This window comes from Viridibacillus sp. NPDC096237 (assembly GCF_050278625.1).
In the GTDB taxonomy this organism is placed as follows: domain Bacteria; phylum Bacillota; class Bacilli; order Bacillales_A; family Planococcaceae; genus Viridibacillus.
In genome coordinates, this window is record NZ_JBNNTI010000066.1 from 1 (window position 1) to 12915 (window position 12915).

Sequence of the window (12915 nt, forward strand, 5' to 3'; positions counted from 1 at the left end):
CCATGCCGAACACGGAAGTTAAGCTCTTTAGCGCCGATGGTAGTTGGGGGTTTCCCCCTGTGAGAGTAGGACGTTGCTAGGCACACTAAAGCACAACTGATTAAATCAGTTGTGCTTTTTTATATGATAGTTTGTCACTTGCTCCTTAAAACATTCGTGTGCAGTTTTCTAGCCTAAGCATTTTCTTGGTCGATTGTTGATCAAGGTCAGTGCTTCCTTTAATTCGTTATCTGTTACTTGCCCCTAAGTTCGCTTTCTTCGGAAAGAATTCCCGTAATAAGCCATTCCTTTTCATTAGATCCTCGTTGCCAGGTGGCGTAAGGTTCCGCGAAGTAAAACGGGATTTTCAGCTCTTTTTCTAACTTTTTCTAACAGCTAAATTCTTTTCCACGATCCGTTGTTGCTGTTAGAAATCTTTGTGTTGGAAGGACTGAAGCCAACTTGCGAATCGCACCTTCCATTGATTCAGAAGAATGGTCTGGTATCTATAAGGCGATATACATTCGCGTCATTCGCTCCATAATGCTCGCCAAACATCCTTTGTATCACGTGAAGAACTGTATCAAGTTCCCAGTGGACCGAATGTTTCACGTTCATTTACTTCACTTGGACGCAAGCGAATGGATGTATCTACATTGAATCGGCCACGCGTTTCACTAGGTTTTTGACGTTTACTTATTTGACGAAGTACAGTTAAATCCAAAATATACCTTTGTAAATCCAACGATAAATCGTTTTAAAGCTTAACTTCCCTTGAAATAAGCGACCTACAATCTGTTTGGGTGTCCAAGTTGCTTTTAACTTTTCTAGAATAACTTCTTTTATTTCAACTGTACATTTTATTTTCGCACGTTCTGATATGGTAAGATGTTTATAGCTCATAACAGTACCCCTGTGATTTGTATTGTGTAGGAACTTTCATTTTACACGGTGTTGTTATGAGCTTCTTTTATTTTGTCTTAGGTGTTGCACTTAATATTACAATTCGTCATGTAGAAAAAAGTTATAAAATCCTTGAATTTTCCCCTGAAAACTTATATTGAAATTTTTTTGCCATCAGATGATAATGGTGTTAATTTGATTTTTTTAACCTTATTATCTTATATTTATCCTGCAGCCTAATATAAAGTATAGAGTTTTTTACTATGGCTTTTGAATTTAGAAATTATACGGATCAATATGCAGAGCTTTAGAAGGTATATAAGAACATTTACAAGAATTTAACCACTAGTTACCTTTGAGATTTGTGGAACGGATAAGAACGCCGATCCGATTGTCGTATTTCTTAATGGGGGATAGTGAGGATCCTTGTATTACATAATAATATTAATATTGGTGTGAAGGCGTACTCTCAAATAACAATACTATTTTAAAATGCACAAAGTAACTATCTGTTACTAATATATATTAATAGAAATTTCATTATATAGATGAGATAATTTAGCAGTTAATGAAAAAATATAGTGACGCAGAAATTATATAAAGAAAACGGATTTGTCAAATAAAGGTATAAGAATTCAATGATAATAGGATTGAAAAATTGTTATGATATTACCATCTTAATAGCCTCTAAGAGCGTAATTTATACGTGTTAGTAATCTAACCTCAGATTCTGATTATAACGGTGTAAAATGCTCAAATAAGGCCTTTCTAATAGATAGGATTCATATAATAATATATAGGTATATTTAAGTGCAAAATAATTAAAAGTTTTTTCAAAAATAGCTTGAAATGTTTTAATATGCTGTTATAATAATATTTGTATTCGACAAATTAAACATCTAAAAAAGCGATAATATTATTGTTCCGAAGTAGCTCAGTGGTAGAGCAATCGGCTGTTAACCGATCGGTCGTAGGTTCGAGTCCTACCTTCGGAGCCATTTTTTTGTCTATGCTTCCATAGCTCAGCAGGTAGAGTGCTTCCATGGTAAGGAAGAGGTCACCGGTTCGAGCCCGGTTGGAAGCTTTCAAATCACCTATCTAGAAGTAAAAATATATCGATTTTTGTTTTGCAAGATGAAATTTTTAATGTTTTTCAAATTAAGTATTGCTTTTTTTTTTGAAAGATGTTAATATAATTCTTGTCCTGTTTTAAGCAGTACAGTATCAATGGCCCCTTGGTCAAGCGGTTAAGACACCGCCCTTTCACGGCGGTAACACGGGTTCGAATCCCGTAGGGGTCACCATTTTTTTCTAACTATTTTTACATATCCATGGAGGATTAGCTCAGCTGGGAGAGCACCTGCCTTACAAGCAGGGGGTCGGCGGTTCGATCCCGTCATCCTCCACCATATTTTTTTCGGAGGGGTAGCGAAGAGGCTAAACGCGGCGGACTGTAAATCCGCTCCTTCGGGTTCGGCGGTTCGAATCCGTCCCCCTCCACCATTTTTAATATTCATTATTCATTGTTGGGGTATAGCCAAGCGGTAAGGCAACGGATTTTGATTCCGTCATGCCCTGGTTCGAATCCAGGTACCCCAGCCATTTTAATTATATGAGCCATTAGCTCAGTTGGTAGAGCATCTGACTTTTAATCAGAGGGTCGTAGGTTCGAATCCTACATGGCTCACTTTCAAATAAAACTTCAACCTCTTTCTACTTCTTGTAGAGAGAGGTTTTTTTGTGGTTAAAATAAAGGATGTCTCCAATGATAATTTTTGGAATGTACGCATTTTTGTATATCTATTAAATGGATATTATTTTTAAAATTCGAAGAGTAGTATAGTACTTTGTTAAGTTGTAACATTATTCTCTCAATTGCATCTGACCCTTTGTATAAATATTCAGAATTTTGTTGAGTTGAGCCAACAGGAGTATAGCATTTACAATATAGGTAGTTCACAAAGGGGGAATAAAATAATGCATAAATTAAATATTTCATTAATAGGTGTGCCAATGGATTTGGGACAAGCACGTCGTGGCGTTGATATGGGGCCAAGTGCTATTCGTTATGCGGGCGTTGTAGAAAGATTAGAAGCAATAGGATATGGAGTGATAGATGAGGGTGATATTCAGATTGGGGTATCTGAACGTGAGGTATCCAGCGATACGCACTTACGGAATTTATCAGCTGTTACTGAAGCAAGCGCAAGGCTTGCTAATAAAGTACATGATGTCGTTTTACAAAATCATTTCCCACTTGTTCTTGGCGGGGATCATAGTATTGCAATAGGTACGCTTGCAGGTTTATCAGAACATTATGAGAATTTGGGTGTCATTTGGTATGATGCTCATGCAGATTTGAATACAAGTGATACTTCACCAACAGGAAATATTCATGGTATGCCACTAGCTGTAAGTATTGGGCTAGGTCATGAAAAGCTTGTAAACATTCGTGATCACGCACCTAAAGTAAAACCTGAGAATATTGTTATTATTGGTGCACGCTCGGTGGATCCGGGAGAACGTGAATTAATAAAAGAAAAAGGGATTAAAGTATTTACGATGCATGAGATTGATCGAGTAGGTATGACGAGTGTCATGCAAGATGCAATTTTTTATTTGAGGGAAAAAAATGTAGATGGATTACATTTATCTTTAGATCTAGATGGTATCGATCCTCTTTATACTCCGGGGGTAGGTACACCTGTTCCGGGTGGCATTACATATCGTGAAAGTCATTTAGCGATGGAGATGTTACATGAGTGCGAAATGATTACTTCAGCTGAATTTGTAGAAGTAAATCCAATCTTAGATGAAAAAAACAAAACAGCAGATGTTGCGGTTGCTTTAATGGGATCGTTATTTGGTGAAAAATTAGTGTGATAAAGAAGGACGGGCATGCCCGTCCTTCTTTAATTGCTGAAAAGTTAGGGTTTTTGGGAAAAGGGAACTTATTAACAAGTAATTAAGTCCTGAAAAGAGAAGTTTCTTATGAATTCGAATCATTTTTACTTACATATTTGTTATAATTATGGAAGAAAGATTCTTTGAGTAGTTTCAAAAAAAAATCAAAAAATGAAACTTAATCTATAGACAAATCGTATATAGAATAACAGCCGCATGGGCGGAGGGAAATCACAATGGATGCGTTAATCAACAAGAGAATAAAACAAGTGCTGAAAGGCGATCAAAGTGTGTATTCTGATATTGTGAGCCTCTACCAGCAAAAGCTGTACCAAGTTTGTTATCGCATGCTTGGCAATCAACATGAAGCAGAAGATATAGCGCAGGAGGCATTTGTCCGTGCGTATATTAATCTTCACACTTTTGATTTAAACCGAAAATTTTCGACTTGGCTGTACCGTATAGCGACAAATTTATGTATAGACCGTATAAGGAAAAAGAAACCGGACTATTACTTAGATGCACAAGTTGCTGGAACGGACGGTCTAGATATGTATTCTCAAATTTCTTCATCAGACAGGTTACCTGAAGAAGAAGTAGAAAGAATGGAGCTACAGGAGCGAATTCAATATGAAATTAGCCAGTTGCCAGACAAATATCGAACAGTCATTGTCTTAAAGTATATAGAAGAATTGCCATTGCAAGAGATTAGCGAGATTTTGGATATGCCACTTGGGACAGTCAAAACTCGAATTCACAGGGGGCGCGAAGCTCTGAGAAAGCAATTAGGCAATCTGTAGGAGGGATTTCAGTATGAATGCGTGTCCAAAACATATTGGTGAATACATGCATGAATATTTAGATGGTGATATTAGTCGTGAACATGAAATCGAGCTAAAAGCACATTTGCAAAGCTGTGATAACTGTCGACAACATATGCAGGAGCTAAATAGCACAATTGCCTTTGTCAAAAGTGCTGCCGTCGTTTCAGTACCTCTGGATTTCAAGCAAAACGTTATGGTACATCTACCTAAAGGAAGATCAGGAGCCGGTGTCCAAAGATGGCTACGCCGCCATCCTATATTTGTTGCAGCAGCAATGTTTTGTATCTTGATGAGCGCCTCACTTCTTACAGGCTTTAATGATAATAAAGAGTTTTCAGTGACCAAGCAGCCTAACCTAGTTGTAGAGGGGCAAACTGTCATCGTACCTGAAGGGAAGACTGTGACAGGTGATATCGTAGTCAAGAACGGGGATATCATTGTAGAAGGTGCGGTAGATGGTAATATCACAGTGATTAATGGCCAATATATGGCCTCAACAGCAAATGTCACAGGTCAAATAGATGAGATCAATCAAGCATTTGAATGGCTTTGGTATAAAATTAAAAATGGCGGGAAAGAATTACTTTCATTTTTAGATAAAAACGAATAAAACAAATGAAAAAGTCTACTTTTAAGGTAGACTTTTCTGTTTCATCTCAGCAAGTAAAGTAAGAGTTGTGCTATACTGAACACATATGCACTGGCTAGAAAAGTGGGGGATCCACATGTCTTTTATTAATGAAGTTACACAATTTACCGACAATGTATGGATTAGAATGTTAATGAACATTCTGGACATTCTTTTAGTATGGTTTGTTATTTATAAAATTTTAACCTTGATAAGAGGAACAAAAGCTGTCCAATTATTAAAGGGAATATTCGTTATTATTATTATTAGGATTATTACTGTTTACGCTGGTCTTAATACGCTGGGATGGATGATGCAACAGGTTATCAATTTTGGTTTCCTCGCTATTATTATCATATTCCAACCGGAGTTACGTCGGGCACTTGAACAAATTGGCCGCGGTAAGCTATTTGCCCGCAGTAATTTACAAGAAGATGAAGAACGTACAAGATTAGTAAGCGCAATGTCCAAATCTGTTAGTTACATGGCGAAGAGACGTATTGGAGCGCTTGTTTCGATTGAACGTGAAACAGGTTTGAACGATTATATTGAAACAGGGATTCCGATGTTCTCTGAAATTTCGTCTGAATTACTGATCAATATCTTCATACCTAATACACCATTACATGATGGTGCAGTAATTGTTCAAAAGAACAAAATAGCTGCTGCTGCTTGTTATTTACCATTATCGGAAAGTCCATTTATCTCAAAAGAATTAGGTACCCGTCATAGAGCTGCTATAGGTATTAGTGAAGTGACAGATGCCATAACAATTATTGTATCCGAAGAAACTGGAGCAATTAGTTTAACGGTTAATGGCGACTTACACCGAGATCTATCAATTGAAGAGTTTGAAGCACGTTTACGTAAAGCGTGGTTTGGTCCCGAGCAAGATGCAACAAATACCTCTAAGTGGAGCTGGAGGGGGAATAAAAAATGATGGATAAATTAATTGAAAGCCCATGGTTTTTAAGAATTACTGCCCTGACATTAGCAATGCTCCTATTCTTTACGGTTCAGCCAGGTGAAAAAAATAGTTCTGATGGTTTTTCATCAGGGACACATGTGGACGTACTGCATAATGTACCCGTACAGGTTTACTATGATGATGAGAGTCTAATCGTCACAGGAGTTCCAAAAACCGTAGATGTTACAATCAAAGGTCCAATGGCCATCGTTATTCAAACGAAGGCAGTAAGTGATTATACGGTATTCGTAGATTTACGTAAGCAAACAATTGGGGAACATAAAGTAACTATTCAACATGAAAATTTTTCTGATAAACTATCAGTACAAATAGATCCATCAACAATTGATATTTCGATTGAAGAAAGAGTAACGAGAACATTTAAAATCGATCCTGAAATTAATGAAAGACTACTGGCAGAAGACTATTACGTGAAAAGTATGACAGCGAATCCTAATTCAGTAACAGTTACGGGCGCTAAGAGTACAGTAGATAGCATAAGCTACGTAAAAGCGACAGTTACTGGTGAACAAGGATTAAAGAATTCCTTCGAACAAGAAGCGAATGTCAAAATACTAGATCGTGATATGAACAAATTAGATGTAGAAGTGAAGCCAGAGAAGATTAAAGTGAATGTTGACATTGGAGAGTATACTAAGGAAGTACCTGTCGTCCTAAATCAAAAAGGGACGCCAGGTAAAGATGTCACGATAAAGTCATTAACGACTATAACGAGCAAGATGACTTTATTCGGATCAAAGGCAGCTCTTGAAAATACGAAACAACTTAATGTTGATGTGGATGTATCTAAAATCAAAAGCTCTGGTACCTTTAAAGTAAATATTGATAAGCCAGAGGGTATTTCAAGGATGTCTGAGGACAGCCTAAAAGTCCAAGCTGTAGTTGAGAAAAACGAAACGAATTCTAATAAAGAAGTAGATAAGGACGAAGAAAAACAGACTGACGAGGAAGAGACTTCATCAATAATAAGTTCAAGAGAATTTAATAATGTAGCAGTTGAAGTTCGAAACCTAGATGAGGGTTATCGTAGTGACTTTATCACACCAAAGAACGGTATAATTACATTAACTGTGAAAGGTGATGAAAAGGAGTTAGCGAGTCTAGATATCAACGATTTCGATTTATATATTGAAGCAGCAGATAAGGAGACTGGAAATCATAAGCTACCTATTCAAGTTGATGGACCAAGAAATCTGACCTGGTCACTTTCTAATAACATCGCCAATCTTCGAATAGAACAAACTTCTTAAAAGAATTTGATTGAAGGATCGTAGATAGTTTTGAAGGAGAGAACAAAATGGGTAAATATTTCGGTACAGACGGCGTCCGCGGAGTCGCCAATAGTGAGCTGACGCCTGAGTTAGCATTTAAACTCGGTCGCTTCGGTGGATACGTTTTAACGAAAGAAGCCACAGGACGTCCAAAAGTATTAATTGGTCGTGATACACGTATATCTGGGCAAATGCTTGAAGGAGCTCTAGTAGCCGGCTTACTTTCTGTAGGAGCAGAAGTAATGCGCCTTGGTGTCATTAGTACACCTGGAGTGGCTTATTTAACACGCGTTATGAGTGGCCAAGCAGGTGTTATGATATCAGCATCTCATAACCCAGTTGCAGATAATGGTATTAAATTCTTCGGCCCCGATGGTTTTAAACTTACTGACGAACAAGAAGCGGAAATTGAAGCTTTATTAGATCAAGAACAAGATGAATTACCACGTCCAACAGGTGGTGACTTAGGATCATTAAGTGACTATTTTGAAGGCGGTCAAAAATACATTCAGTACTTGAAACAGACAGTAGAAGAAGAGTTTACAGGTATTCATATCGCATTAGATTGTGCACATGGTGCAACATCTTCACTTGCAGCACACCTATTTGCGGACTTAGAAGCAGACTTATCAACGATGGGTGCTTCACCAAACGGCTTAAATATTAACGAAGGTGTAGGTTCTACACACCCTGAAGAACTAGCTAAAATGGTTGTTGAAAAAGGTGCGGATGTTGGACTTGCTTTTGATGGTGATGGTGATCGTCTAATTGCTGTCGATGAAAAGGGTAATATCGTTGACGGAGATCAAATCATGTATATTTGCGCTAAACATTTCCAAGAAAAAGGACGTTTAAACAAAGATACAGTTGTTTCTACGGTTATGAGCAATATGGGCTTCTATAAAGGTATAGAAGAGCATGGTATGCAAAGTATTCAAACTGCAGTGGGTGATCGTTACGTTGTAGAAGCTATGCGCGAAGGCGATTACAACCTCGGCGGAGAGCAATCGGGACATATTGTTTTTCTTGATTACAATACTACTGGTGATGGCTTGCTAACAGGTTTACAACTTGTCAATGCAATGAAATTAACAGGTAAAACATTATCTGAGCTAGCAGCTGAGATGACGATTTTCCCTCAAAAGCTAATTAATATTCGAGTAACAGATAAATACGCTGTTACCGAAAATGCAAAAGTAGCAAAAGTAATTGCTGAAGTAGAGCAAGAGATGGATGGTAATGGCCGTATTCTTGTTAGACCATCGGGAACTGAACCATTAGTTCGTGTAATGGTCGAAGCATCAACAACTGAGAACTGTGAAGCTTATGCAGAACGAATTGCAGCTGTTGTAAAAGAAGAAATGGGTTTAACTGAATAAAAAGAGGAAAAGGGTAAGCATACTTTTAGATGCTTGCCCTTTTTGTATTTTAAAACACTTAAATCGTTCTCTGAAAAAATCGAGTATGTTATGTAGGATAGCAACCTGGAGAATAGCTAAAGTTGACCCGTACGAATCAGTAGCCTATATTGAAATGAAATGTTAATGTTTAATTTACGCCAGATGTGGAATAGTTTTAGTGTACGGTTGATATTGTACCCTTATTCAACAAACAACTAAGGAGTAATTGGAAATGGCAAAAGTAGCAACAGTCATTACGAATTTGTTTGAAGATGTGGAATTTACAGATCCTGCAAAAACAATGAGAGATACTGGACATGAAGTATTTACAATTAAAAAAGAAGCAGGTAATCAAATAGAAGGTAAGCATGGTAAAAAGATAAAAATTGATTATGGCATTGATGAAAGTCCACAATTGTTAATATCTGCGAAGACTTTAGATGGTCTCGATGCAACTGGTTATAAATCTATCCGTGTAGATATGGAAAATGCGGGAGCGATTTATAAAGACGAAGAAGTATTTGTATGTCAAAATCAATTAGTAACGAGTCAAACACCTTATCCCAGCATTCAATAGGGAATTGCTGAAATTATTGGGTAAATAATAATGGGGAAATCGTTAATGTGTAAACTTTAACGGTTTTTTAATAAAAAGAGGGAACAAAAAGTGCTATTTGAACGTATAATATAGTGGGAAATATTATTTTTCCTTGTAAACCTTTTTTAGCATGTTTCTGATTGACTATGAATACTGATTTCAGTATGATGAAGTTGCTACTGTTTAAAGGGTTAATCTTTATACTAAAATAGTAGCTGCGCAAAAGGAGGAATCAAAAGTAGCGCATAAAACAAAGGAAAACAATTATAGCGCCAGCGCTGAAGAAATTGGACGACGCAGATCTTCAGCAGACGAGGTGGAGGAGTATCGAAAGTTTCGGCGGATGCCTCCCGATCGCCATTGCCCGATCGAAATTTTGCTTATAAAACGTTTGAGTAATCAAATGGACAAAAAAGCAAAACGGCAAAGTCACAGCAGCATAAGAATGTTTCCCCGACTTCTTAGGAAGACGAGGTATACTTTCTTGCGGCTAATTTTGCAAACTTCGGAGGAATTTAATATGTGTGGAATTGTTGGATATATAGGCTTTTTGGATGCGAAAGAAATCCTATTAAAAGGCCTTGAGAAATTAGAGTACCGCGGATACGACTCTGCAGGTATCGCACTTCGTAATGAAGCAGGAATTACTGTCTTTAAAGAAAAAGGACGTATCGCAGACTTACGTGCAGTAGTAGAAGAAGATGTTTTGGCTAACACGGGCATCGGTCATACACGCTGGGCAACTCATGGCGTACCAAATCAATTAAATGCTCACCCACATCAAAGTGCATCAGGTAGATTTACACTTGTGCATAATGGGGTTATTGAAAATTATCATTTATTGCAAGCCGAATTATTACAATACGTGGACATGAAATCTGATACTGATACAGAAGTTATTGTGCAGTTAGTCGAAAAGTTTGTAATTGATGGAATGACAACAGAAGAAGCATTTAGTCATACTTTATCTTTACTACACGGGTCATATGCTATTGCTTTACTTGATGCAGCGGAAGAAGAAACAATCTTTGTCGCAAAAAATAAAAGCCCATTACTAGTAGGTATTGGCGAAGGTTTCAATGTGGTGGCTTCAGATGCTATGGCGATGTTACAAGTAACAGATCAATTCATAGAACTACATGACAAAGAAATCGTAATCGTACGTAAAGAAGTCATGACGATTAAAAACCTAGATGGCACAGTAGTAGAACGTGCGCCGTATACAGCTGAGTTAGATATGAGCGACATTGAAAAAGGCACATATCCTCACTATATGTTAAAAGAAATTGACGAACAACCAAGTGTTGTCCGTAAAATTATTCAAGCTTATGAAAACGAACACGGTGAATTAGCTATCGACCCTGCCATTACAGAAGCATTGCACGAAGCAGATCGCCTATATATTATTGCAGCCGGCACAAGCTATCACGCTGGTTTAGTAGGGAAAGAATACTTCGAGAAAATCGCACGTATTCCAGTTGAAGTGCATATCTCAAGCGAATTCGGCTATAATATGCCACTACTATCTGAAAAACCGCTATTCATCTTCATCACACAATCTGGTGAAACAGCAGATAGTCGCCAAGTATTAGTGAAGATTAAAGATCTTGGTTACCCAACGTTAACAATTACAAACGTACCTGGTTCGACCCTGTCACGCGAATCAGATTACACAATGCTCTTACATGCAGGTCCAGAAATTGCTGTAGCGTCTACTAAAGCATATGTAGCCCAAGTAGCGGTACTAGCAATCGCTGCCTATGTAGAAGCTAAGACTCAAGGGATTGAAGTAAAATTCGATTTGAAAAAAGAGTTAGCTATTGTAACGAATGCAATTCAGTCAATCGTCGATTCAAAAGAAGTCTTTGAAATAGCATCTAAAGACTATTTATCAACAACACGTAACGCATTCTTCATCGGCCGTAATATCGATTACTGCGTAAGTGTGGAAGGTGCACTGAAATTAAAAGAAATCTCTTACATCCAAGCTGAAGGCTTTGCTGGAGGAGAACTAAAACACGGAACAATTGCTCTTATTGAAGAAGGCACACCAGTAATAGCACTCGTAACGCAAAAATCAGTCAGCCTGAACATCCGAGGCAACGTTAAAGAAGTCACAGCACGTGGCGCTAATCCATGTATCATTTCTATGGAAGGCATGGAGCAAGAAGGTGACGCTATTGTCCTGCCACAAGTACACTCATTACTAACACCGCTTATGTCAGTAGTGCCGTTACAGCTTATAAGCTACTATGCAGCACTATATCGCGGTTGTGATGTAGATAAACCACGTAACTTGGCTAAATCGGTTACGGTTGAGTAGGACGTGTGGCGCATCGCTTGTGAGTTATAACTAATCCTGTCACAGTTTATAAGTAATTTTGTCATAAAGATATAAGATAATATGACAACAAAAGTAAACCTTGGTACGGCTTAATTGCTGATGTATCAAGGTTTATTGTTTTTATTAGTAGGAGCTTTTTAATTATAGAATAAATAAATATAAAGAAAAATCTTAGTGAAAAATTATATATAATATTGTCACTTATAGTAATCTCTGTTGTTGATGTTTACGAACAAAAAAAGTTATTACTGTAAAATGACAATAATAATATATACTCGACAATAATCTACGTCGAATAGCACGCTGTTTAGTAAGAAAATGCGTGTTATAAGCTGGCTAATAGGCGTGAGAATTTACCGTAACAGTCCGGCTGACTGGTGGATGTTTTGGAAGTAAAGATTGGCTAGTGATATATCTGATATATCAGGGGTTAAACACGGGGTATTTTGAAGATATAGGGAGACAAAGTGAAGTCACCGTTGGATATAAGTGGCTTTACAGATATGGTGGGGAAAGTGGAGTCAAGAGCTCTTTTCACCTTGACTCCACTTTTTAGATATAGGGGAATACCAACATTTCGCGCAAAACATACGTTAAGCAAATTTCGACATAGAAAACCATGTACTTTATACTCCAAAACTGTAAGAAGTGTAATAAAACTTATTCTTTTATCCATTAACTGCATATTGATAAAAAGATGAGTTATTGAACATAACAGATAATAAAAATTCCCATAAACCCTTTATTTACAAGGTGTTCAATACCCTTTGATCTTCTGAACAGTTCCTTAGCGTATTGCTGGCCCCCAATTAACGCTTAAAAAAGTCTCTAATATATAGAGAGAGAAGAAAAGTACTTTGGAATGCTTAAAAACGATGATATACCAACGTTTATTGGGCTTTTCATGTGTTGTATATTTGCAACACATGAAAAGCTAGAAAATAGTAAATTAGGATTATATTTCATAACTTTAACTTGATACCTAGATTATTCATCAATTAACACAGAATCCCGCCGAAAAGCTGATTAGTCAGCTTTTTGGCGGGATTCTCTTTTTCACTTAAAAAATGAAAAAA

The 12915-nt window shown here is 37.3% G+C and carries 7 protein-coding genes, 7 tRNA genes, 1 rRNA gene and 2 pseudogenes; 16 read left to right on the forward strand and 1 reads right to left on the reverse strand.

All coding sequences use genetic code 11. The annotated features are described in order from the left end of the window. Window positions 1-82 (forward strand): 5S ribosomal RNA (rrf, locus tag ACQKMD_RS20525); the annotation flags it as partial. 86 nt (window positions 83-168) lie between these two features. On the opposite strand, the pseudogene ACQKMD_RS20530 reads toward rrf, so the two are convergent. After that, a pseudogene (locus ACQKMD_RS20530) lies at window positions 169-849 on the reverse strand (IS30 family transposase); the annotation flags it as partial. 956 nt (window positions 850-1805) lie between these two features. On the opposite strand from ACQKMD_RS20530, the gene ACQKMD_RS20535 reads away from it, so the two are divergent. The 15 genes and pseudogenes from ACQKMD_RS20535 (at window position 1806) to glmS (ending at window position 11818) form a co-directional block, all read left to right on the forward strand. Beyond that, window positions 1806-1880 (forward strand) — tRNA-Asn (locus ACQKMD_RS20535). Between the two features lie 13 nt (window positions 1881-1893). Continuing rightward, window positions 1894-1966 (forward strand) — tRNA-Thr (locus ACQKMD_RS20540). Between the two features lie 145 nt (window positions 1967-2111). Beyond that, window positions 2112-2186 (forward strand) — tRNA-Glu (locus ACQKMD_RS20545). Between the two features lie 29 nt (window positions 2187-2215). After that, window positions 2216-2291 (forward strand) — tRNA-Val (locus tag ACQKMD_RS20550). A 10-nt stretch (window positions 2292-2301) separates the two neighbouring features. Then, window positions 2302-2385, forward strand: a tRNA-Tyr gene (locus ACQKMD_RS20555). A gap of 24 nt (window positions 2386-2409) precedes the next feature. After that, a tRNA-Gln gene (locus ACQKMD_RS20560) sits at window positions 2410-2484 on the forward strand. 12 nt (window positions 2485-2496) lie between these two features. Beyond that, window positions 2497-2569, forward strand: a tRNA-Lys gene (locus ACQKMD_RS20565). 290 nt (window positions 2570-2859) lie between these two features. Beyond that, window positions 2860-3765, forward strand: coding sequence for an arginase (rocF, locus tag ACQKMD_RS20570; RefSeq protein WP_427754323.1), 906 nt, complete (start codon window positions 2860-2862; stop codon window positions 3763-3765). A gap of 257 nt (window positions 3766-4022) precedes the next feature. Next, complete coding sequence (sigW, locus tag ACQKMD_RS20575; protein WP_427754324.1) at window positions 4023-4586, forward strand: RNA polymerase sigma factor SigW; 564 nt, start codon at window positions 4023-4025, stop codon at window positions 4584-4586. Window positions 4587-4599: 13 nt separating this feature from the next. Beyond that, complete coding sequence (locus ACQKMD_RS20580) at window positions 4600-5220, forward strand: zf-HC2 domain-containing protein (protein WP_427754326.1); 621 nt, start codon at window positions 4600-4602, stop codon at window positions 5218-5220. Window positions 5221-5335: 115 nt separating this feature from the next. Further along, complete coding sequence (cdaA, locus tag ACQKMD_RS20585; protein WP_427754328.1) at window positions 5336-6178, forward strand: diadenylate cyclase CdaA; 843 nt, start codon at window positions 5336-5338, stop codon at window positions 6176-6178. Then, the gene (locus ACQKMD_RS20590; RefSeq protein WP_427754330.1) at window positions 6175-7476 is read left to right on the forward strand and encodes a CdaR family protein; all 1302 of its coding nucleotides are present in this window, start codon (window positions 6175-6177) and stop codon (window positions 7474-7476) included. The genes cdaA and ACQKMD_RS20590 overlap by 4 nt, the downstream gene beginning before the upstream one ends. A gap of 47 nt (window positions 7477-7523) precedes the next feature. Next, entirely contained in the window at window positions 7524-8876 is a 1353-nt protein-coding gene (gene glmM / locus ACQKMD_RS20595) for a phosphoglucosamine mutase (RefSeq protein ID WP_427754331.1), read from the forward strand. A gap of 253 nt (window positions 8877-9129) precedes the next feature. Next, a pseudogene (locus ACQKMD_RS20600) lies at window positions 9130-9502 on the forward strand (DJ-1/PfpI family protein). A 513-nt stretch (window positions 9503-10015) separates the two neighbouring features. Further along, a complete protein-coding gene (glmS, locus tag ACQKMD_RS20605) occupies window positions 10016-11818 on the forward strand; it encodes a glutamine--fructose-6-phosphate transaminase (isomerizing) (RefSeq protein ID WP_427754333.1) in 1803 nt (600 codons plus the stop codon). Window positions 11819-12915: the final 1097 nt, after the last annotated feature.